A 21,047-nucleotide genomic window follows, 5' to 3' on the forward strand; every position below is an offset into this window, starting at 1 on the left:
CAGGTCCTCAGTCAAGCAACTGGGCAGCTCTCAGGGCCGCCACAGCAGTAAGCCAGCGTGGAGCCTGGCGGTATTCGGTAGTGGCATGAGCACGGCCACGCATGCGCTCGAGGCGCGCAGGAGGTGTCACTCGTAGACGCTGCAAGGCACTTAGCGCCAACTCGGCCGCAGCGCGGTCGTTGCACACCAGGCCCATATCGCAACCCGCCGCGAGAGCAGCCTCGATACGCTTGCCGGCATCACCGACCACATGGGCACCGGCCATCGACAGGTCGTCGCTGAAGATCACACCCTCGAAGCCCAGCTCGCCACGCAAGATGTCCTGCAACCAGCGAGGGGAGAAGCCAGCCGGTTGTTCGTCAACCTGAGAATAGATGACATGCGCCGGCATCACTGCATCGAGCTCGTGCACCAGACGCTTGAACGGCTGCATGTCGCAAGCGCGGATTTCATCGAGACTACGCTCGTCGAGCGGGATGGCGACATGAGAGTCAGCCTCGGCCCAGCCGTGCCCGGGGAAGTGTTTGCCGGTAGCTGCCATCCCCGCCTGATGCATGCCACGAATGAAAGCGGCTGCCAGCGTGGTGGCCCGTTGCGGATCCCCCTCGAAGGCACGGCTGCCCACCACCGCACTGCGCTGGTGGTCGAGATCCAGTACCGGCGCAAAGCTGAGGTCCAGGCCAACCGCCAACACCTCGGTCGCCATCAACCAGCCGCAGTGCTCGGCCAGCACCTCGGCATTGTCGTTGTCGGCGATGGCGCGCATCGCCGGCAAGCGCACAAAGCCCTGGCGCAGACGCTGCACCCGTCCACCTTCCTGGTCCACCGCCAGCAGCAGGTCCGGGCGCACCGCACGGATGCTCTGGCACAGCTCGCGCACCTGACGCGGCGATTCGATGTTGCGGGCAAAAATGATCAGACCACCCACTTCGGGCTGGCGCAGAATCTGGCGATCCTCAGCGGTCAACCAGGTGCCGGCGATGTCCATCATCAAAGAGCCTTGCATGAGTCTATTTCCTCAGGTGAAGTCTTGGTCTGCAGCCCACTGCGGGCACGGCGCCTCATCGATACGCACTTTGCAATGCAGCGGTACGCACTCGAAAAGCGCCAGCATGTCGGCGTTACGCAAACGAATGCAGCCATGGGACAACGGCGTCCCCATAGGTTCCTTATCCGGCGTGCCATGCAGATAGATATAACGGCGAAAGGTGTCGACCTCGCCCAGGCGATTGCGCCCCGACTCAAGACCGCTCAGCCAGAGAATACGGGTGAGAATCCAGTCGCGGCCAGGAAACTGCTCGTGCAGCTCAGGTGACCACACTTCGCCCGTCCAGCGACGACTGCGCAATACGGCCGCCAGAGGCAAACCAGCGCCGATTTTCGCGCGCACCTGATGCAGCCCGCGCGGCGTACAGCCTGAGCCGTTAAGCTCACCCGCCCCACCGAGCGCCGTGGAGACAGGCAAGCTCAGCAGCCGCCGCCCGGCACTGAAGCCGTAGAGCGCCTGATCGGCAATGGAGATATGGAGTAAATCTAGATCGGACATGGGCCGCTAGCTTAGCCGAAGGGCGAAGCCAAGCCCACCTGCCGCCAGGTCAAACCTTGGGCGCGGCGCTGGGTGTCTTGCTGCGCGGCTTGAGTTGCGCGCCGGCCAACGCCGGATCGGCGATACCCGTTTCCGAACGCATGCCGGCAGCCAGAAACGGCACCATCATGCGCATCACCTGCTCGATCGAGGTGTTGACGCCGAAATCGGTCTCGGCCATCGCGCGCAAGGCCTTGATGCCGGACATACTGAACGCCGCCGCACCGAGCATGAAGTGCACGCGCCAGAACAGCTCCAGCGGTGGAATACGCGGCGCAGCCTCATGCACCAGCAGCATGTAGCGACGGAACACCTTGCCGTAGACCTCTTCCAGATACTTGCGCAAGTGACCCTGGCTCTGGCTGAAGGCCAAACCGAGCAGGCGCATGAAGATGGACAGGTCATTACCACTACGCGGCTTCACAGCCAGCGCCTGCTCGACCAGCAACTCGAGCAGCTCCTCCAGGGAAACCTGGGTTTCGGACTTGGCCTGACGGCGATCGAGTTCCTTTTCCAGGCTGGCGCAGAAAGGCCCGAGGAAACGCGAGAAGACCGCCTGAATCAGCGCCTTCTTCGAACCGAAGTGGTAATTAACGGCAGCCAGGTTGACCCCGGCCTTGCTGGTGATAAGACGCAGCGATGTCTCGGCGAAGCCTTTTTCCGCGAACAGCTGCTCTGCAGCATCGAGAATGCGTTCAACGGTTTCCGACTGAGCCATGAGTTATCACCTGACAAACACTTGTTTGAAACATACGTTTCATCCCACTGAATTGTCAAGCCGCATGAGCCGTCTTTTGGCCGGCTGGTCACAGCTTACAACAAGCAGAGACGCAGATTACTCGGCATGGGTAACAAGCCGGCCGACAGGCCTTCGCAAAATGGGCGTTGCCAAGACCCGCTTACTGTATATAATCCCAGTCACTGTATAAAAAGACAGAGCCCAGCCATGCTGAAACTGACGCCACGCCAAGCCGAGATCCTCGCCTTCATCAAACGCTGCCTGGAAGACAACGGCTACCCACCTACCCGCGCGGAAATCGCTCAGGAACTGGGGTTCAAATCGCCTAACGCCGCAGAAGAGCACCTCAAGGCCCTCGCACGCAAGGGGGCCATCGAGATGACTCCAGGCGCTTCACGCGGCATCCGCATTCCCGGTTTCGAGGCAGGTGCCGCGAATGAGGATGCGGGCCTCCCGGTAATCGGCCGTGTCGCCGCCGGTGCACCGATCCTTGCACAGCAACATGTCGAGGAATCCTGCCAGATCAACCCGGCGTTCTTTCAGCCCAAAGCCGATTACCTGCTGCGCGTACGCGGTATGAGCATGAAAGACATCGGCATCTTCGATGGCGATCTGCTCGCCGTGCACACCACCCGGGAAGCCCGCAATGGCCAGATCGTCGTCGCCCGTATCGACGATGAAGTGACGGTCAAACGCTTCAAGCGCGAGGGCAACAAGGTCTGGCTGATTGCCGAGAACCCTGAGTTTGCCCCGATCGAAGTGGACCTGGAACACCAGGATCTGGTCATCGAAGGTTTGAGCGTCGGTGTAATCCGCCGCTGAGGAGACACCATGTACGTGCAGCAGTCGTTCGAGCGCCCACAACTTCCCCTTTTCGACGCCTTTCTTGCCGGAACGTCGAGTGAGCAACGGTTAGCGACCAATGACATCTCTCGTAGCGAGGATGATCAGGCGTTCAGCGAACTGGCCCTGCGTGGCGCTGCCGGTCACTGCCTGCACTTGCTGGCCCCGATTCTGCGCGAGCTGAGCGAGAACCAGGATGCGCGCTGGCTGACCCTGGTGGCACCGCCAGCCAGCCTTACGCAAAGCTGGCTACGCGAAGCTGGCCTGAACCGTGAGCGTATTCTCCTGCTGCATCCACGGCAGGGGCAGAATGCCCTGGCACTGGCGGAAGAAGCCCTGAAACTCGGCCGCAGCCATACCGTGATCAGTTGGCTGCATCCTGTCGAGAGCAGCACTCGCCAGCGCCTTGCACGGGCCGCCAATGCAGGTGGCGCGCAGAGCCTGAATATCAGCCTGGGTTGAACTCGCTACAATTTCATCTGCGTAAATGAAAACGGGGCTCCATTGAAGCCCCGTTTTCGTCGAACCGTGGCGACTCAGTGGAGAACACGTGCGCCTTCTTCTTCACCACTGAAATCACCCTCAGCCATTCGACCGGCCATCTGCACGCCAACATTGAGCATGGCCTTGGCCACCTCGATGTGCTGACCCTGCAGGAAAGCCTTGGCATCAGCAGAGAAGTCCAGAGTCACCAGAGCCTCTTCATCCTCTGCGCGACGCAGGGCAATACGCCCATCGGGCAGTTCGACGATTTCCAGGAAGGATGTAGGCATGGCTCAGTCTCTGTGCAAAAACACGACATTGTAACAGTCAGCCGGGGTCATCCCCAGCCCACTGGTCCAGTTAAACCCAATCAGCACTCGCTGAGGCCTTCGCGAAAGCGCAGCACCAGAGCCTTGAGCTGCTGACGCCAGGCATCGACATCATCAATGCTCAGCTCAGCCGGCTCTTCTCCAACGCTGATGGCTGTGATCAAGGGCAGGGACGGATCGACCTTGGCCTTGCGCTCCTCACGCGGCGGCTGGAACAGCGCAGCGTAGGCAGCCAGCAACTCGGCCAGCCAGGTTTCGCGCTGCTGCGCCAATTCGACCAACTCAGCCAGTTCTGGGCTGGGCGAATCCTCGAGTACCGCCTGCTGCACGAAGGCCTCGACACGCGAAGGCGTCGCGTCGCTCATGCGGTAATAGCCGGCAATCTCATGACACAGCCCGAGCAGCCCGCCATAGAGGTGAAACAGCGCCGCCTCGCGCTCGGCTTGCGCCAACGCCTGCACATTGAATGCGGAGGAGGCTTCAGCCTTGCGCCAGTTATCCAGGGCAATACCGGCGAAGAAAATCTTCTGGTTGGTACGGGTATAGATTTCTTTGGCCATTACGGCGACCTCCACAGCAGATCGGGTCATGATACGCGCGTCTGCCCTGCCTGACGCGCATCTCATCAGGCACTCAGGGCGTCGCTGTTACGACGCCAGGCCGACGCGCGGCAGATCGTGACCAAACGCTAGCGCTTGTCCTCGACCTTCCATTTGCCACCATCGAAGAACGCACGCCAGCCGGTCGGCTTGCCATCGACCTCGGACTGCACGTACTGCTCCTTGGTCTTGCGGCTGTAGCGAATCACCGCCGGGCGGCCATCCGGGTCCTTCTGCGGGGCATCGCAGAGGAAGTGGTACTTGGGGTCGATCTCGTGCTTGTGCGGGACGATCTCAAGCACCAGCGGCGCACGCGTCTCGCGGTTCTTGGGGAACTGGCTGGCTGCGAGGAACAGGCCCGATGCGCCGTCGCGCAGCACGTAGGTGTCGTCCACCTTCTCGCACTTGAGCTCCGGCATATCCACCTTGTCCATCTTCGGCGGCGCCGCTTCACCGTTCTTGAGCAACTTGCGGGTGTTCTTGCAGCTGGCATTGGTGCAACCGAAGAACTTGCCGAAACGGCCGGTCTTGAGCTGCATCTGGCTACCGCACTTGTCGCACTCCAGACTCGGACCTTCGTAGCCTTTGATGCGGTATTGGCCCTGCTCGATCTCGTAGCCGCTGCAATCGGGATTGTTGCCGCAGATGTGCAGCTTGCGGGTTTCATCCAGCAGATAGGCATCCATGGCCGTGGCGCAGATCGGGCAGCGATGCTTGCCGAGCAGAACCAGGGACTCGGACTCGCCCTCATCATCGGCAGCGATCTCATCGCCCGGTACCAGGTTGATGGTGGCCTTGCAGCGCTCCTTCGGTGGCAGCGCATAGCCCGAGCAACCGAGGAACACGCCAGTGGAGGCGGTGCGGATCATCATCGGCCGGCCGCACTCGCGGCAGGGAATATCGGTCAGCGTCGGCTGGTTGGCACGCATGCCGCCCTCACCCGCCTCGGCCACTTCGAGCTTCTTCTTGAAATCACCGTAGAACTCGTCGAGCAGGTGCTTCCACTCGCGCTCGCCCTGGGCCACATCGTCGAGATGTTCTTCCATGGTGGCGGTAAAGCTGTAATCCATCAGGTTGGCGAAGCTTTCGTCGAGACGCTCGGTGACGATGTCGCCCATCTTCTCGGCATAGAAGCGACGGTTGTGCACCGTGACGTAGCCGCGATCCTGGATGGTGGAAATGATCGCCGCGTAGGTGGACGGGCGGCCGATGCCTCGCTTTTCCAGCTCCTTGACCAGGCTCGCTTCGGAATAACGCGCAGGCGGCTTGGTGAAGTGCTGGCTGGGGTCAAGCTGGATCAGCTTGAGACCCTCGCCTTCCTTCATTTCCGGCAGGACGTCGTCCTCGCCCGGTTTGCTCTGCTGCGGCAGCACGCGTGTGTAACCGTCGAACTTGAGGATGCGACCCTTGGCGCGCAGCTCGAAATTGCCAGCAGCAACTGTGACGCTGGTGGACAAGTACTCGGCCGGCGGCATCTGGCAGGCGACGAACTGACGCCAGATCAGGTCATACAGACGCTCGGCATCACGCTCCATGCCAGACAGCTGGGTCGGGCGCAGGTTGACGTCGGACGGACGAATCGCTTCGTGCGCCTCCTGAGCGCCCTCCTTGCTCGAGTACAGGATCGGCTTGCCCGGCAGGTACTTGTCGCCGTACTCGCTACCGATGAAGCCACGCACCATCTCCACGGCGTCGTTCGACAGGTTGGTCGAGTCGGTACGCATATAGGTGATGTAGCCAGCTTCGTACAAACGCTGAGCCATCATCATGGTCTTCTTCACCCCGAAGCCCAGGCGGTTGCTCGCAGCCTGCTGCAGGGTGGAGGTAATGAAGGGTGCCGACGGCTTGCTGCTGGTCGGGCGGTCTTCGCGCTTGACCACGCTATAGCTGGAAGCCTTGAGCTTCTCCAGCGCGGCCATGGCCTGCGCTTCATTGACCGGCTTGAAGGCTGCGCCACTTTCGCGCACCACCTCGAAACGCACCTTGGCGTTCTTCGCGGTGCCGAGGTCGGCATGCACTTCCCAGTACTCTTCCGGGACGAAGGCGCGAATCTCTTTCTCGCGCGCAACGACCAGCTTCACGGCCACCGACTGCACACGACCGGCAGACAGGCCACGTGCGATCTTGGCCCACAGCAGCGGCGAGACCATGTAGCCCACCACTCGGTCGAGGAAGCGCCGCGCCTGCTGTGCATTGACGCGGTTGATGTCCAGCTCGCCCGGTTTGGAGAAGGCTTCCTGAATCGCCTTCTTGGTGATCTCGTTGAACACCACACGCTTGTAGCGGCTGTCATCGCCACCAATGGATTCGCGCAGGTGCCAGGCAATGGCTTCCCCTTCGCGATCCAAGTCGGTTGCGAGATAGATGGTGTCGGCATCCTTGGCCAGGCGGCGCAGTTCTTCGATCACCTTTTCCTTGCCGGGCAGGATCTCGTACTTGGCCTTCCAGCCGTGCTCGGGGTCAACCCCCATACGGCTGAACAGCTGGCGTTTGGCCTTTTCCTTGGGCGACAGCGCAGGCGCTTCACCAGCAGCAGCCTTGCCGCGCTTGGCAGGCTCCTTGGTGGCGCTTGCCGAGCCGCTGGTAGGCAGGTCACGGATGTGGCCGATGCTCGACTTCACCACGTACTGGCTGCCCAGGTACTTGTTGATGGTCTTGGCCTTGGCCGGGGATTCCACGATGACCAGCGATTTGCCCATGGATCAGAAGATTCCTGAATTGCGAAATATAGAAGGCACGAAGCCGAGGGTGTTTACAAAGCAGCAAGCGAAGGTCAGGCAAGGCGAAAACAGTCGAAAAAGCGCAGTGTACGAGCTGTACATGGGCATTTTGAGGCTGGTTTCAACGCAGCATGGCCGAGAGCAGCAATTTGTAGACGCCCTCTAAGGCCCCGCTATATATAGTGGTGACCAAGCGAAGGTCAAGCGCAGGGGCTGCGCAGTCAGACTTGCGAAGCGCCGATGGGGCTGACTTCGGCCTGAATCAAAGCAAAGCGTGGAACGCGCTCGCCGTCCACTTCGATCTCTTCACAGAACATGCTCAGCGGCCTTACCCACAAACCAAACTCGCCATACAGCGCTTGGTAGACCACCACCTCTTCCTCGTTCTCGGAATGGCGGGCCACCCCGAATACGCGGTACTGCGGACCTTTGTAGTGGCGATAGAGTCCTGGCTGCAACTGCATGAGCGGTTCCCAATATAAAAAGCCGTAAAAAGCAAAACCGGGGCACTGGGCCCCGGTTTCTGTCCGCTGACGCTTAAACGCGCTCGAAGACGGTGGTGATGCCTTGGCCAAGGCCCACGCACATGGTGGAGACACCCAAGGTGCCGCCGTTCTGTTTCATGACGTTGAGCAGGGTACCGGAGATACGGGCACCGGAACAACCGAAGGGGTGACCCAGGGCGATCGCGCCGCCGTGCAGGTTGACCTTCTCTTCCATCTTGTCGAGCAGCTTCAGGTCCTTCAGCACAGGCAGGGCCTGGGCGGCGAAGGCTTCGTTGAGCTCGACGAAATCGATGTCAGCCATGCTCAGACCGGCGCGCTTGAGCGCCTTCTGGGTGGACGGCACCGGACCATAACCCATGATCGCAGGATCGACACCGGCAACGGCCATTGCACGAACCACGGCCATCGGCTGGATGCCCAGATCCTGGGCGCGCTGGGCGCTCATGACGATCATGCAGGAAGCACCGTCGGTGATCTGCGAGGAAGTACCTGCAGTCACGGTACCGCCTTTCGGGTTGAAGGCAGGTTTCAGGGCAGCCAGGCTCTCGAGGGTGGTTTCCGGACGAATGGTTTCGTCGAAGTCGTACACCTTCAGGAAACCGTTCTCGTCGTAGCCTTGCATCGGGATGATTTCATCCTTGAACTTGCCTTCGACGGTGGCCTTGTGCGCGAGACGGTGCGAGCGCTCACCGAAGGCGTCCTGCGCCTCACGGCTGATGCCATGCATCTTGCCCAGCATTTCTGCGGTCAGGCCCATCATGCCGGACGCCTTGGCGGCGTACAGCGACAGGTGCGGGTTCGGGTCGACGCCATGCATCATGCCAACGTGGCCCATGTGCTCCACACCGCCGACGACAAACACGTCGCCGTTGCCGGTCTGGATCGCCTGCACGGCAGTGTGCAGGGCGCTCATGGACGAACCGCACAGGCGGCTGACGGTCTGGCCGGCACTGGTGTGCGGGATCTGGGTCATCAGCGATGCCATGCGTGCGATGTTCCAGCCCTGCTCCAGGGTCTGGTTGACGCAGCCCCAGATCACATCCTCGACTTCAGCCGGGTCGACCTTGGCGTTACGCTCCAGCAGCTTGCTGATCAGGTGCGCGGACATGGTCTCGGCGCGGGTGTTACGGTGCATGCCGCCCTTGGAACGACCCATCGGGGTACGACCGAAGTCGACGATCACTGCATCTCTAGGATTCAGGCTCATATTTCTACTCTCGCTCTGTTCGCTGCACGATTAACCGAAGAACTTCTGGCCGTTGGCGGCCATTTCGCGAAGTTTTGCGGTCGGGTGGTACAGGGCGCCCAGCTCGGCATACTTGTCAGCCAGGGCGACGAATTCAGCAACACCGATGGAATCGATGTAGCGCAGCGCACCGCCACGGAAGGGAGGGAAGCCGATACCGTAGATCAGGCCCATGTCGGCCTCAGCTGCGGTGTCGACGATACCGTCTTCCAGGCAACGAACGGTTTCCATGCACAACGGGATCATCATGAAGTTGATGATGTCCTCGTCGGTGACTTCACGCTCTTCGACCACGATGGACTTGAGCAGCTCGTAAGCAGCCGGGTCGGTGACCTTCTTCGGCTTGCCGCGCTTGTCGGTCTCGTAGGCATAGAAGCCCTTGCCGTTCTTCTGACCCAGGCGATTGGCGTCGTACATCACGTCGACGGCAGTCTTGCCTTCGACAGCCATACGGTCCGGGAAGCCTTCAGCCATGACGTCACGGCCGTGGTGGCCGGTGTCGATGCCGACCACGTCAGAGAGGTAAGCCGGGCCCATGGGCCAGCCGAACTTCTCCATCACCTTGTCGATACGCACGAAGTCGACGCCGAAGCCCAGCAGCTTGGAGAAGCCGCCGAAGTACGGGAACAGCACGCGGTTGACCAAAAAGCCCGGGCAGTCGTTGACCACGATCGGGTTCTTACCCATTTTCTTGGCGTAGGCAACGGTGGTGGCCACGGCCACTTCGCTGGACTTCTCGCCACGGATGACTTCCACCAGCGGCATCATGTGCACCGGGTTGAAGAAGTGCATACCGACGAAGTTTTCAGGACGCTTGAGTGCCTGGGCCAGCAGGGAGATGGAGATGGTCGAGGTGTTGGAGGCCAGGATGGCGTCTTCACGCACCACGCCTTCCACTTCGGCCAGCACGATCTGCTTGACCTTGGGGTTCTCGACAACGGCTTCGACGACGATGTCGACGTTGCCGAAATCACCGTAGGACATGGTCGGACGGATGGCGTTGAGGGCTTCGGCCATCTTCGCCGGGGTCATGCGGCCTTTCTCGACGCGCTTGCCGAGCAGCTTGGAAGCCTCGTTCAAGCCCATCTGGATACCCTCTTCACGGATATCCTTCATCAGGATCGGGGTACCCTTGGAGGCCGACTGATAGGCGATGCCGCCACCCATGATGCCGGCGCCGAGTACAGCGGCCAGTTTCACGTCGCGAGCGATCTCGTCGTGGTGCTTGGCTTTCTTCTTCAGTTCCTGATCGTTGAGGAACAGACCGATCAGGCTCTCGGCAACCGAGGTCTTGGCCAGCTTGACGAAGCCGGTGGCCTCGACTTCCAGCGCCTTGTCACGACCGAAGTTGGCCGCTTTCTGAATGGTCTTGATCGCCTCGACCGGAGCCGGGTAGTTCGGGCCGGCCTGGCCAGCAACGAAGCCCTTGGCGGTCTCGAAGCACATCATCTGCTCGATGGCGTTGAGCTTGAGCTTTTCCAGCTTGGGCTGACGCTTGGCCTTGTAGTCCAGCTCGCCGGAGATGGCGCGCTTGACCAGATCGAGAGCGGCGGCCTGCAGCTTGTCTGCACTGACCACGGCATCGACGGCGCCCACTTTCAGGGCGTCTTCGGCACGGTTTTCCTTGCCCGAAGCGATCCACTCCACGGCGTTATCGGTACCGATCACGCGCGGCAGGCGCACGGTGCCGCCGAAGCCCGGGTAGATGCCCAGTTTGACTTCCGGCAGGCCGATCTTGGCACTGGCGCTCATTACGCGATAGTCAGCGGCCAGGCACATCTCGAAACCGCCACCCAGGGCGATGCCGTTAATGGCGACGACGGTCGGCACGGCGAGGTCTTCGAAATCACTGAAGATCTTGTTGGCTTCCAGGTTGCCAGCCACCAGCTCTGCGTCGGGCAGTTTGAAGTTGTCGACGAACTCGGTGATATCGGCGCCGACGATGAACACGTCCTTGCCACTGGTGACAATCACGCCCTTGATCGAACCGTCAGCCTTGATCGCGTCGACGGAGGCGCGCAGCTCGTTGAGGGTAAGACGGTTGAATTTGTTGACGGACTCACCCTTGAGGTCGAACTTCAATTCGACGATGCCGCTCTCAAGAGCCTTAACCGTGATGGCTTTACCTTCGTAAATCATCAACTGATCTCCACGGTATGGAAGCTGAACAGTACACATCGGAGCCAACCGGCAGGCCAGCCCGCGGCAGCGCCGCACGAGCATAGCCCCAATCGGTACGACACACCCACCGACGCGATATTCGGGCTGCATATGGCGCGCCTAACAAGGCAAACGCTCAATTCATACGCCCGTTTGATTTGGGTGTGCACACCTTCAGGGAAAAGCCTGCACTTGTCAATTGGCCTCTTTTCGTCGATTTCCCGACGATTTCTGCAGGCCTGGTCATTCGTGGCTTCCAGCCGGTTCCGATAAACAGCGTCAATAACGCACCATTGCGAGAGTTTTCCTGCTTGGTATAGACACGCCGAGGCGCCTAGCCAAATCGCCCCGCTGCGGGTACAGTCGTCTCACTTTCAGCTGGCACAGCGCCACCTGAGGGCAACACAAAAACAAATCGAGCCCCACGATGGGCCACACGGAGTCGCCAATGTCGAGCCGCCGTTCGCTTGCATTTCCCCTGAGCGCCCTGCTTCTTTTCGTCTTCACGTCGCTCTCCTCTACCTTGCTCAGCGCCGCGCCAGCCAACGATCTGCTGCGCCTGCACCAGCTGCGCCTGGCAACCCAGAAAAGCCTGGGCGACTTCTACATGTATAACGGCATGGAAGGCGACCAGCGCTACGCACGGATGATTGGCGAGTCCCTGCAGGAAGGCCAATCTCACTTGAACGATCTGGGCGAAATGCCCGGCGATGCGAGCAAGGCGCTACGCGCGCAGCTGCAAACCAATTGGCAAAGTTATCGCAGCGGGCTCCAGGCACTGATGGACGCCATGCGCGCCCAGGGTTTCACCGACCTGCAACCCGTCGCCGATCTGGCCGAGAACAACCAACGCATCATGGCCATCAGTCAGGAGCTGTATCAGAAGATTCAGCAGGAAAGCGGTTTCAGCGTACCGCAACTGACTCAGAAGAGCCGTGAGCAGAGCCTGCTGATGCAGAACATCGCCCTGGACTATGCTTCACGCAGTGCCTCGGTCGGCGCCAGCTTCTTCGGCGGCGGCGAAGAACGCGCCATTGACGAGCTTGCCGGCGAATTCGCCAGCAAGCTGGACAGCCTCAGCGCCGCCCAGCAGAACACCCCGGAGATCAATGCGGCCCTGAACTCCATCGGCACCAAATGGCGTTACATCGAGAAATCCCTGCGCAACTACAACGAAAACACCGTACCTTTCCTGATCAGCAAGTATTCCGACAGCATCATCGAAGGCCTGGAAGCCGTTGCCGCCCAGTACGCCACCAGCCAACACTGATGCTCCATGTTTCCGGCCTGCCTGGCCCAACTCTTGCCCGGTGCTAGCACCGGGCTTTTCTTTGCCTCTTTCACGACCAGTCGCCCTATCCCACACAATGGGGCCATACTTGAGACAGAGCCATTTGCCCCCTTGAGGAGGAGTTCACCATGCCCTACCAGCACATTCTGGTCGCCGTCGACCTGACCGAGGAATGCGACCCTGTCGTGACACGTGCGCAGAAGCTGGCGAAGGCCAGTGGCGCCAAGATGTCTCTGGTGCATATCGTCGAACCGATGGCCATGGCCTTCGGTGGTGACGTGCCGATGGATCTGTCCATGCTGCAACAACAGCAGTTCGAACAGGCCCGCGAGCGCCTGGACAGCTTCACTGGCAAATATCCCGAGCTGACCGCGGATCAGCGTCATCTGGCTTATGGCCAACCACGCCAGGAGATCCACCGCCTGGCCGAAGAGCAGGGTTGCGACCTGATCGTGGTCGGCAGCCATGGCCGCCACGGCCTGGCGCTGTTGCTGGGCTCGACCGCCAATGACGTACTGCATGGCGCGCCCTGCGATGTGCTCGCAGTGCGCCTGAAGAAAGGCGAAAAAGGCGCTTGAGATCGCGTCGCGGCTGAAGCCCCTCCCACAGTAGCCGCATTGGCTCTGCCCGTGGGAAGCGCTTCAGCGGCGAGCTTTTAGCTTCGGCCCTACTCGAACGAATCGCCCGCGCTCATGACCAGCGGGCGAATCTTCTGCAGCTGGGTTTCCAGCGACACCGTCATGCTCGATGACATCGAGAAGAAGGTGAGGAAGGCCTTGAGGTTGGAGTCGCCTTCACAGGTGTCGTGAATGCGCTGCCAGAAAGCCTGATTGACCAGCTTCAGTTGCTGGAACAGGCGCACCAGCCCTTTCAGCTCCCAATCGGCCAGACGCCCCTCGCGCATGTTGAAATATTGCCGCGTCAGGTACAGCGATACCGCGCGCAGGATGAATTCCTGATTGTTGGCAAAGGGCAGATGGTGCTGCGCCATGGGTTTCAGGCGCGCCAGCACCGGACAGGCGCTGGTGGCCATGATGACCCCGAGCAGCGCACGCAGGCCCTCCTCCAGGCCGACATGCTTGGTGTACTCACGCTCCGGTGTGCGCACCCAGACGCTGGCCTTCTTGAAAGCTGGCAGGCCACGAAAATCCTCGATCACCCGATGCAGATCGACCGCTGCCGGACAATGGCTGAACTGCTCGCGACTCAGCGGACAATTGCTGCATTGCTGATGCTCAAGGCGCGTCCAGGCGGGCGCCTGTTGCACCTGGACGGGGTCATATTCGCGATTCAGCTCGATCCGATAGCTGAACTGATGATTGTCGTCGAGAGTAATGCGGTACTCGATGGCCATTGCCCGTTCGTTCCTTCGTCAGCCTTCCAGCTCTGCCCAGCGCTCGAGCAACTCGTCCATTTCCTTCTGCAAGCCCTCGAAACGCGCCAATACTTCCGTGGTGACCTGCACCGGCTGCTGGTAGAAGGCAGGATCGGATACCTGCTCCTGTACCGCGGCCATTTCCTGCTCCAGGGCATCGATCTGCCCAGGAATCGCTTCCAGCTCGCGCTGTAGCTTGTAGCTTAGTTTCTTCTTCGCCGGCTCGACGCTCTCTTGCACGGGAGTCACTGCGGCCGCGGCCGGCGCTTCGACGATGGCCGTGGCCAGTTCGGCCTTGCCGGACTTGCTTTCACCCACTCCGAGCAGGCGCGGCGAACCGCCCTGGCGCAGCCAATCCTGATAGCCGCCGACGTACTCGCGCACCTTGCCTTCCCCCTCGAAAACCAGGGTGCTGGTCACGACGTTGTCAAGGAAGGCACGGTCGTGGCTGACCATCAGCACGGTGCCAGGGAAATTGAGCAGTACTTCTTCGAGCAGTTCCAGGGTTTCTACGTCCAGGTCGTTGGTCGGTTCGTCGAGCACCAGCAGGTTGGCCGGCTTGCTGAACAACTTGGCGAGCAACAGTCGTGCCCGTTCGCCACCCGACAGCGCTTTGACGGGCGTACGGGCGCGTTGCGGGCTGAACAGGAAGTCGCCCAGGTAGCTCAGTACATGGCGGTTCTGGCCGTCGATAGTGATGAAATCGCGGCCTTCGGCGACGTTGTCGATTACCGTCTTCTCCGGCTCGAGCTGGTGACGTAATTGGTCGAAATACGCCACTTCCAGTTTGGTGCCGACCTCGATCTTGCCGCTGCTCGGTTGCAGGTCGCTGAGCAAAAGCTTGAGCAGGGTGGTCTTGCCGGTACCGTTGGCGCCAAGCAGGCCGATGCGGTCGCCGCGCTGCAGGACCATGGAGAAATCCTTGACCAGGAACGGGCCGCCGGCGTGAGCGAAACTGACGTTCTCTGCCACCATCACCTGTTTGCCGGACTTGTCCGCGGTATCGAGCTGGATATTCGCCTTGCCCTGGCGCTCGCGCCGCTCGCTACGCTCCGCACGCATTGCCTTGAGCGCACGTACACGCCCTTCGTTACGGGTGCGACGGGCCTTGATGCCCTGACGAATCCACACTTCCTCCTGAGCCAGGCGCTTGTCGAACAGCGCATTGGCGGTTTCCTCGGCAGCCAGTTGCTGCTCTTTGTGTACCAGGAAGCTGGCGTAGTCACCGTTCCAGTCGATCAGGCCGCCACGATCCAGTTCGAGGATGCGCGTAGCCAGGTTCTGCAGGAAGGAGCGGTCGTGGGTAATGAACAGCACGGCGCCACCGAAGTCTTTCAGCGCCTCTTCCAGCCAGGCGATGGCGCCGATGTCCAGGTGGTTGGTCGGCTCATCGAGCAGCAGCAGATCCGGCTCGGACACCAATGCCTGCGCCAACAGCACACGACGGCGCCAGCCCCCGGAGAGCTCGGCCAGCGTCTTGTCGGCCGGCAACTGCAGGCGGCTCAGGGTGCTGTCGACCAGTTGCTGCAGACGCCAGCCGTCTTTGGCTTCCAGCTCCTGCTGCACGTGCATCAATTGCTCGAGGTCGTCATCCCCGTGGATGTTCTGCGCCAGGTGGTGATAACGCGCCAACAGCTCGCCAACGCCAGCCAGGCCTTCGGCGACCACGTCGAACACCGTGCGCTCGTCGGCGCGCGGCAGCTCCTGCGGCAGCTCGCCGATCTTCAGCCCCGGGGCGCGCCAGATCTCGCCGTCATCGGGCATCTGGTCGCCCTTGACCAAGCGCAGCATGCTCGATTTACCGGTGCCGTTGCGGCCGATGATGCACACCCGCTCACCCCGCGCAATCTGCCAGGACACTCCGTCGAGCAGGGGCATGGCGCCATAGGCGAGGGATACGTCGGCAAACTTGAGCAGGGTCATGGGCATCTCCAGAAACAGGCGGCGCATTCTACCCGAGTTGCCAGCCGGCTGTTGCCGTTTCCACAGACGCAACAGATGTCGCCCCTGCTCATCATCTGGCGCAGGCAAAGCGCATCTTTGCTACATGTGTCCATCTGGCCCGACAGCATTCACCGCACCCCGATGAAGCGCTAAGCTAGAGCTATGCAACGACACGGATCGTGTTGCCCCATACCTCTGCTTCTCCTGGAAATGCCATGCGCAGTCGCTTTCTCTCTGTAGTTTCCTGTCTGATTATTACCGCCACCGCTGTCGCCAGTGTCGAAGCTGCCAGCCTCACCCAGCAGCGCCAGTACTATGATGAGGCCAAGCGGGCCCTGGCCAAGGGCGACAGTGGCCCTTATCGCCAGTACGCCAGCGCGCTACGCGATTACCCACTGACGCCTTATCTGGCCTATGACGAGCTGACCAACCGGCTCAAGTCGGCCAGCAATGCCGAGATCGAGAAATTTCTCGCCGAACATGGCGACCTGCCCCAGGCCAGCTGGATGAAACTGCGCTGGTTGCGCTGGCTGGCCGAGCGTGGCGACTGGAAGCCCTTCCTCGATCACTACGACGCCAAACTCAACTTCACCGAGCTGGACTGCCTCTACGGCCAGTACCAGCTCAGCCACGGTCTGACCGCCGAAGGCAACGCCACTGCCGAGAAGCTCTGGCTGGTGGGAAAATCCCAGCCCAACGCCTGTGACCCGCTGTTCGAACGCTGGGCCGCCAATGGCCAGCTCACCGAGCAACGCCGCTGGCAGCGCACCAAGCTGGCGGTGGAAAGCGGCAACTACGGCCTGGCCAACTTCCTGATCAAGGGCATGCCAACGCTCGGTGAGCGCGGCAAGCTGATGGTCGAAGTGGCGCAAAAGCCACAACTGCTGAAGAACACCGCGCGCTTCGCCCCCGCTGATGACGCCATGAGCGACGTGGTCGGCCTCGGCTTGCGTCGCCTGGCTCGGCAGAGCCCGGAAGATGCCCTGGCCCTGCTCGACGGCTACGCCCAACGCATGAAGTTCTCCGCCGACGAACAGGTCGCCATCGCCCGGCAGATCGGCCTGCGCCTGGCGCAACGCTTCGACCTGCGCGGCCTGCAGGTAATGGCCAAGTACGACCCGCAACTGCGTGACAACACCGTCAGCGAATGGCGTGCGCGCCTACTGCTGCGTCACGGCCGCTGGGAAGAGGCCTATCAGCTGACCCAGAACATGCCGTCCGATCTGGCCAGCAGCAACCGCTGGCGTTACTGGAATGCGCGCAGCCTGCAACTGGCGCAACCCAACAGCCAGCAGCCGGCTGTGCTGTTCCAGGCGCTGGCCAAGGAACGCGACTTCTATGGCTTCATGGCGGCGGATCAGGTCAAGGCGCCTTACGCGTTGAACAACCAGCCACTGGCCCTCGATCCCAAGGTGGTGCAGAAAGTGCGCAACACTGCCGGCATCAAGCGCGCGATGGAATTCCATGAACGCGGGCAGATCGTCGATGGCCGCCGCGAGTGGTATCACGTCAGCCGCCTGTTCAGCCGCGATGAACTGGTGGCCCAGGCGCGCCTGGCCTACGAAATGGAGTGGTATTTCCCGGCCATCCGCACCATCAGCCAGGCCCAGTACTGGGACGACCTGGAAGTACGCTTCCCCATGGCCCATCGTAACGAGCTGGTACGCGAAGCCAAACGCCGTGACCTGCATTCGAGCTGGGTGTTCGCCATCACCCGCCAGGAAAGTGCCTTCATGGCCGACGCCCGCTCCCACGCAGGCGCCATGGGCCTGATGCAGCTGATGCCGGCCACCGCCAAGGAAACCGCACGCAAGTTCGGCATCCCCCTGGCTTCGCCGCAACTGGCACTCAACCCGGACACCAACATCCAGCTGGGCGCGGCTTATCTCAGCCAGGTATACGGTCAGTTCAATGGCAACCGCGTACTCGCCTCGGCTGCCTACAACGCAGGGCCTGGTCGCGTGCGCCAGTGGCTGCGTGGCGCCGATCACCTCAGTTACGACGTCTGGGTCGAGAACATTCCCTTCGACGAAACCCGCCAGTACGTGCAGAACGTGCTGTCCTACTCGGTAATCTACGGCCAGAAGCTGGGCGCCCCCCACCCGCTGGTGGCATGGAACGAGCGTTTCTTCGACGATTAGTGAAGCAAAGGCCCCGATCAGGCAGGTGTCTGATCGGGGCATGCTATTCCATACGCCACTCAGGGCCCAGAGGGCGTTCCACTCCAATACCGCATGGGCCTCAGACCACCGCCGCGACAAAAGTTGCCGCGTCCATCGGATGCTCCGGCAGCTAACGGATCACCCGGTGCGCACGGCGCACCCTACTCCAGGACTTCGACCGGCATTCCTACCTGCAGCTCACCGATGCCACGCGGCAGCAGGTTCTGCCCGAAATACACGTCGCCATCGCGTTCCCGATAGGTCTTGAGCGTGGCCAGTGGCTCACGCTGGGCGTTGCGCTCGCCGGTCTGCGGGTCGACGGTGGTGAGGATGCAGCGCGAGCAGCCCTTGGCTACCTCGAACTCCACCTCGCCGATGCGGATGCGCTTCCAGCTGTCTTCCGCGTAGGGTTCGCTGCCGGTGACGACCAGATTGGGGCGAAAACGCAGCATCGACAGTGGCTGCCCGACTCGCTGGGAGAGATCGTCCAACGAGGCCTGGCCAATCAGCAGCAGCGGGAAACCATCGGCGAAGGCCACGCGATCCCCCGGCTGCGCATAGGCAGTATCGACCTGGCGGGTACGTTCTTCCGGCACCTGCACCAGGCGGCAAGGCTTGCCCAGCAAGCCGCTGAGCCAGGCGGCCGCTTCATCACCGGCATCCGGCACGCGAAGGCTGTCACGCCAGACGATGACGCCACGCAGATCCTGCTCAGGGTCGGGCAGCGCCACGGACAGATCGTCACGACCCGGCGCACTCAGGGTCAGGCCACCGCGCGCGTCGCACAGGGCGCTCAACTGGCTCATCTGCGGCAGCAGGCGCTGGGTGATGAAGCGGCCGTTGTCGGCGTCGACCAGCATCCAGCGCCGATCACCCTGCAGGCCGAGACCGTCGACCGCGCTGCGCTGCAGCACTTCGCCGCGGCCGGACTTGAGCGGATAACGGTACAGCCCCGAAAGACTCGGCATGGGTCGGCTTCCTAGTTGGCAAAATGCCGTTATACGAGCTGACAGCGATGCTCACAAGCACTGCGAGGCATCAAGGACTTAGCGAGGTTCGTCCAGCTCGAGACGTTGACGAATTACATCCACCAGTTTGTCCGGCTGGAACTTGGAGAGGAAATTGTCGCAGCCGACCTTCTTCACCATCGCCTCGTTGAAGCTGCCCGACAGCGACGTGTGCAGCACCACGTAGAGATCCTTGAGACGCGGGTCATTGCGAATTTCGCTGGTGAGGCGATAGCCGTCCATTTCCGGCATCTCGGCATCGGTGAAGATCATCAGCAGCTTGTCGGTCATCACCTCACCGGTGTCGGCCCACTTCTTGAGCAGGTTGAGGGCCTTGAGGCCGTCACTGGCCATGTGCAGGCGAAGCCCCAACTGCGTCAGGGTATCGCGCAGCTGGCTCAGCGCCACGCTGGAATCGTCCACCAGCAGCACTTCGCGCCCGCGCGCCTTCTCCAGCAGCGGGTCGGCGAGCTTTTCCGCGGAAACCTTGGTGCTCATCGGTACGATCTCGGCGAGCACCTTCTCCACATCGATGACCTCGACGATCTGGTCCTCGACCTTGGTGATAGCGGTCAGGTAGTGCTGACGTCCGGCGCCACCCGGGGGCGGCAGAATCGACTCCCAGTTGAGGTTGAGAATGCGATCCACACTACCAACCAGGAAAGCCTGCACCGAGCGGTTGTACTCGGTGACGATGATGGTGCTGCGCTCATCCGGCACCAGTGGGCGCATGCCGATAGCCTGGGACAGATCGATCACCGGCAGGGTCTGACCACGCAGGTTGACCACGCCGCAGACGAAGCGATGGCGCTGTGGCATCAGCGTCAGTTTGGGCATCTGCAGGACTTCCTGCACCTTGAACACGTTGATGGCGAACAACTGCCGGCCAGCCAGGCGGAACATCAGAATCTCCAGACGGTTCTCGCCGACCAGTTGCGTGCGTTGATCTACTGAATCGAGGATGCCGGCCATCATGTGCTCCGAGGTATATAAGGTGATTCTAGTCTGCCGTTCGGGTTATCGGCGGGCTGCCGGCAGACTGAAGCATTGCTGGCGCGCAGCCATCATGCCTCAGCCCTATGTACCTGACCAGCGAGCAGCGACGAATGCTTCGGCAGATGCAGGCGCAGGGCGCCGGGTTCGGCACGAAAACGCAGGCCTGTACTTTCCATCGGCTCGCCGTCGAGATTCAGGTCCAACCCCTCCAGCGCTTCCACCTCCAGCCAGGGCAGCCGCGCGCTGACCGCAACGCTCTGCAAGCCAAGAATGCCCCCGGACAACAGCGTGCCCAAGGTGCCGACGACATCCTGTGCCGCCGGCACGATGCAGACATCAAGCAGGCCATCGTTGATGCTCGCCTCCGGACAAAGCAGGTGCCCACCACCGGCCTGTCGCCCGTTACCGATGCCCAGGGCCAGGAACTCGCCCTGCCATTGGAAATCCGGCCCATGAAAGCGACCGGCTGCCGCTCGCACTTCGGAAAAGCGACCTAGCCCGGTGAGCAGATAGGCGGCGCCACCCAGGACTTTCTTGAGCTCTTCAGGCGTATTGGCCGTAACGTTGGAGCCGAAACCACCGGTGGCCATGTTCAAAAAAACGCGCTCGTCTGCCATGCCTACGTCCACGGCGACCGGCTCGACCTCGAGCAGTGCCAGCGCGGCAGCTGGCGTCAGCGCAATACCGGCTGCGTGGGCAAAATCATTGGCCGTGCCCAGCGGCAGCAGCGCCAGGCTCGCTTCGCTCCGCGCCTTGACCAGCGCCTCGACCACATCACGCAGGGTGCCATCACCACCGCCGGCGATCAGCGTTGAATAACCAGCGGCCAATCCTTCCTCGACCAGCCGCTCGGCGTCGCCACCTTCCCAGGTCAGGCGTACGGCCAGATCCCAACCACGCTCGCGCAGGTCGTTCACCGCCGCCCTCACCTCCACGTTCAACGCTTGCTTGCCATGCAGAATCAACCAGGCCTTGCGTTCGCGCATTGCGCGTCCTCCTTGAAAGAATCAGCGAAAGCCTAGTGTCTGGCCCTCACGAAAATTAATCAAATTAATCGATATC

General features: G+C 61.5%; 19 protein-coding genes. 5 read left to right on the forward strand and 14 right to left on the reverse strand.

From position 1 onward, the window contains the following. Positions 1-7: 7 nt before the first annotated feature. From nagZ to GV002_RS21915, 3 genes are read right to left on the reverse strand one after another with little or no spacing between them, the layout of a single operon-like run. Complete coding sequence (nagZ, locus tag GV002_RS21905) at positions 8-1,006, reverse strand: beta-N-acetylhexosaminidase (RefSeq protein ID WP_160020381.1); 999 nt, start codon at positions 1,004-1,006, stop codon at positions 8-10. 12 nt (positions 1,007-1,018) lie between these two features. Continuing rightward, on the reverse strand, positions 1,019-1,546 hold the full coding sequence (locus tag GV002_RS21910) for a L,D-transpeptidase (RefSeq protein ID WP_160020382.1): 528 nt from the start codon (positions 1,544-1,546) through the stop codon (positions 1,019-1,021). Between the two features lie 49 nt (positions 1,547-1,595). Further along, a complete protein-coding gene (locus GV002_RS21915; protein WP_074855905.1) occupies positions 1,596-2,303 on the reverse strand; it encodes a TetR/AcrR family transcriptional regulator in 708 nt (235 codons plus the stop codon). Positions 2,304-2,531: 228 nt separating this feature from the next. On the opposite strand from GV002_RS21915, the gene lexA reads away from it, so the two are divergent. Both lexA and sulA read left to right on the forward strand, forming a co-directional pair. Next, on the forward strand, positions 2,532-3,146 hold the full coding sequence (gene lexA / locus GV002_RS21920) for a transcriptional repressor LexA (protein WP_021488554.1): 615 nt from the start codon (positions 2,532-2,534) through the stop codon (positions 3,144-3,146). A gap of 9 nt (positions 3,147-3,155) precedes the next feature. Beyond that, positions 3,156-3,629 (forward strand): SOS-induced cell division inhibitor SulA, encoded by a 474-nt coding sequence (sulA, locus tag GV002_RS21925; protein WP_160020383.1) that lies wholly within the window; start codon positions 3,156-3,158, stop codon positions 3,627-3,629. 74 nt (positions 3,630-3,703) lie between these two features. On the opposite strand, the gene GV002_RS21930 is transcribed toward sulA, so the two are convergent. The 6 genes from GV002_RS21930 to fadB form a co-directional block, all read right to left on the reverse strand. Continuing rightward, the gene (locus tag GV002_RS21930; RefSeq protein ID WP_074855901.1) at positions 3,704-3,940 is read right to left on the reverse strand and encodes a hypothetical protein; all 237 of its coding nucleotides are present in this window, start codon (positions 3,938-3,940) and stop codon (positions 3,704-3,706) included. A gap of 80 nt (positions 3,941-4,020) precedes the next feature. Further along, complete coding sequence (locus tag GV002_RS21935; RefSeq protein WP_160020384.1) at positions 4,021-4,539, reverse strand: DUF6586 family protein; 519 nt, start codon at positions 4,537-4,539, stop codon at positions 4,021-4,023. A gap of 128 nt (positions 4,540-4,667) precedes the next feature. Next, complete coding sequence (gene topA, locus GV002_RS21940) at positions 4,668-7,277, reverse strand: type I DNA topoisomerase (RefSeq protein WP_160020385.1); 2,610 nt, start codon at positions 7,275-7,277, stop codon at positions 4,668-4,670. 242 nt (positions 7,278-7,519) lie between these two features. Next, positions 7,520-7,762 (reverse strand): DUF1653 domain-containing protein, encoded by a 243-nt coding sequence (locus tag GV002_RS21945; RefSeq protein WP_074855894.1) that lies wholly within the window; start codon positions 7,760-7,762, stop codon positions 7,520-7,522. A 73-nt stretch (positions 7,763-7,835) separates the two neighbouring features. After that, positions 7,836-9,011 carry an acetyl-CoA C-acyltransferase FadA gene (fadA, locus tag GV002_RS21950; RefSeq protein WP_160020386.1) on the reverse strand — a complete coding sequence of 392 codons (1,176 nt, stop codon included), beginning with the start codon at positions 9,009-9,011 and terminating at the stop codon, positions 7,836-7,838. A 30-nt stretch (positions 9,012-9,041) separates the two neighbouring features. Continuing rightward, on the reverse strand, positions 9,042-11,189 hold the full coding sequence (gene fadB / locus GV002_RS21955) for a fatty acid oxidation complex subunit alpha FadB (protein ID WP_160020387.1): 2,148 nt from the start codon (positions 11,187-11,189) through the stop codon (positions 9,042-9,044). A gap of 469 nt (positions 11,190-11,658) precedes the next feature. Between fadB and GV002_RS21960 the strand changes: the two genes are divergently transcribed. Both GV002_RS21960 and GV002_RS21965 read left to right on the forward strand, forming a co-directional pair. Further along, a complete protein-coding gene (locus GV002_RS21960) occupies positions 11,659-12,480 on the forward strand; it encodes a hypothetical protein (RefSeq protein WP_160020388.1) in 822 nt (273 codons plus the stop codon). 149 nt (positions 12,481-12,629) lie between these two features. Further along, positions 12,630-13,079 carry a universal stress protein gene (locus GV002_RS21965; RefSeq protein ID WP_017677654.1) on the forward strand — a complete coding sequence of 150 codons (450 nt, stop codon included), beginning with the start codon at positions 12,630-12,632 and terminating at the stop codon, positions 13,077-13,079. An 89-nt stretch (positions 13,080-13,168) separates the two neighbouring features. Here GV002_RS21965 and GV002_RS21970 read toward each other — a convergent pair whose 3' ends face one another. Together GV002_RS21970 and GV002_RS21975 are read right to left on the reverse strand one after the other, a co-directional pair. Next, entirely contained in the window at positions 13,169-13,855 is a 687-nt protein-coding gene (locus GV002_RS21970; RefSeq protein WP_160020389.1) for a DUF6901 family protein, read from the reverse strand. A gap of 18 nt (positions 13,856-13,873) precedes the next feature. After that, the gene (locus tag GV002_RS21975; protein WP_160020390.1) at positions 13,874-15,799 is read right to left on the reverse strand and encodes an ATP-binding cassette domain-containing protein; all 1,926 of its coding nucleotides are present in this window, start codon (positions 15,797-15,799) and stop codon (positions 13,874-13,876) included. A 236-nt stretch (positions 15,800-16,035) separates the two neighbouring features. On the opposite strand from GV002_RS21975, the gene GV002_RS21980 reads away from it, so the two are divergent. Continuing rightward, positions 16,036-17,961: a transglycosylase SLT domain-containing protein gene (locus GV002_RS21980; protein ID WP_160020391.1), complete on the forward strand. Its 1,926-nt coding sequence runs from the start codon at positions 16,036-16,038 to the stop codon at positions 17,959-17,961. 182 nt (positions 17,962-18,143) lie between these two features. On the opposite strand, the gene GV002_RS21985 is transcribed toward GV002_RS21980, so the two are convergent. The 3 genes from GV002_RS21985 to yegS form a co-directional block, all read right to left on the reverse strand. Next, positions 18,144-18,950, reverse strand: coding sequence for an MOSC domain-containing protein (locus GV002_RS21985; RefSeq protein ID WP_160020392.1), 807 nt, complete (start codon positions 18,948-18,950; stop codon positions 18,144-18,146). A 78-nt stretch (positions 18,951-19,028) separates the two neighbouring features. Beyond that, the gene (locus GV002_RS21990) at positions 19,029-19,961 is read right to left on the reverse strand and encodes a chemotaxis protein CheV (protein ID WP_017677658.1); all 933 of its coding nucleotides are present in this window, start codon (positions 19,959-19,961) and stop codon (positions 19,029-19,031) included. 92 nt (positions 19,962-20,053) lie between these two features. Continuing rightward, the gene (yegS, locus tag GV002_RS21995; RefSeq protein WP_160020393.1) at positions 20,054-20,971 is read right to left on the reverse strand and encodes a lipid kinase YegS; all 918 of its coding nucleotides are present in this window, start codon (positions 20,969-20,971) and stop codon (positions 20,054-20,056) included. Between the last annotated feature and the right edge of the window lie 76 nt (positions 20,972-21,047).

The organism is Pseudomonas sp. 8O, from assembly GCF_902506495.1.
Lineage (GTDB): Bacteria > Pseudomonadota > Gammaproteobacteria > Pseudomonadales > Pseudomonadaceae > Aquipseudomonas > Aquipseudomonas chaetocerotis.

Excerpts from the sequence above, each read along its gene's own strand:
- yegS (WP_160020393.1), bottom strand. The coding sequence starts at position 20,971 with ATGCGCGAACGCAAGGCCTGGTTGATTCTGCATGGCAAGCAAGCGTTG.
- sulA (WP_160020383.1), top strand. The coding sequence starts at position 3,156 with ATGTACGTGCAGCAGTCGTTCGAGCGCCCACAACTTCCCCTTTTCGAC.
- fadA (WP_160020386.1), bottom strand. The coding sequence starts at position 9,011 with ATGAGCCTGAATCCTAGAGATGCAGTGATCGTCGACTTCGGTCGTACC.
- topA (WP_160020385.1), bottom strand. The coding sequence starts at position 7,277 with ATGGGCAAATCGCTGGTCATCGTGGAATCCCCGGCCAAGGCCAAGACC.
- GV002_RS21970 (WP_160020389.1), bottom strand. The coding sequence starts at position 13,855 with ATGGCCATCGAGTACCGCATTACTCTCGACGACAATCATCAGTTCAGC.
- lexA (WP_021488554.1), top strand. The coding sequence starts at position 2,532 with ATGCTGAAACTGACGCCACGCCAAGCCGAGATCCTCGCCTTCATCAAA.
- GV002_RS21915 (WP_074855905.1), bottom strand. The coding sequence starts at position 2,303 with ATGGCTCAGTCGGAAACCGTTGAACGCATTCTCGATGCTGCAGAGCAG.
- GV002_RS21960 (WP_160020388.1), top strand. The coding sequence starts at position 11,659 with ATGTCGAGCCGCCGTTCGCTTGCATTTCCCCTGAGCGCCCTGCTTCTT.
- GV002_RS21975 (WP_160020390.1), bottom strand. The coding sequence starts at position 15,799 with ATGACCCTGCTCAAGTTTGCCGACGTATCCCTCGCCTATGGCGCCATG.
- GV002_RS21980 (WP_160020391.1), top strand. The coding sequence starts at position 16,036 with ATGCGCAGTCGCTTTCTCTCTGTAGTTTCCTGTCTGATTATTACCGCC.
- GV002_RS21985 (WP_160020392.1), bottom strand. The coding sequence starts at position 18,950 with ATGCCGAGTCTTTCGGGGCTGTACCGTTATCCGCTCAAGTCCGGCCGC.
- nagZ (WP_160020381.1), bottom strand. The coding sequence starts at position 1,006 with ATGCAAGGCTCTTTGATGATGGACATCGCCGGCACCTGGTTGACCGCT.
- GV002_RS21990 (WP_017677658.1), bottom strand. The coding sequence starts at position 19,961 with ATGGCCGGCATCCTCGATTCAGTAGATCAACGCACGCAACTGGTCGGC.
- GV002_RS21935 (WP_160020384.1), bottom strand. The coding sequence starts at position 4,539 with ATGGCCAAAGAAATCTATACCCGTACCAACCAGAAGATTTTCTTCGCC.
- fadB (WP_160020387.1), bottom strand. The coding sequence starts at position 11,189 with ATGATTTACGAAGGTAAAGCCATCACGGTTAAGGCTCTTGAGAGCGGC.
- GV002_RS21945 (WP_074855894.1), bottom strand. The coding sequence starts at position 7,762 with ATGCAGTTGCAGCCAGGACTCTATCGCCACTACAAAGGTCCGCAGTAC.
- GV002_RS21965 (WP_017677654.1), top strand. The coding sequence starts at position 12,630 with ATGCCCTACCAGCACATTCTGGTCGCCGTCGACCTGACCGAGGAATGC.
- GV002_RS21930 (WP_074855901.1), bottom strand. The coding sequence starts at position 3,940 with ATGCCTACATCCTTCCTGGAAATCGTCGAACTGCCCGATGGGCGTATT.
- GV002_RS21910 (WP_160020382.1), bottom strand. The coding sequence starts at position 1,546 with ATGTCCGATCTAGATTTACTCCATATCTCCATTGCCGATCAGGCGCTC.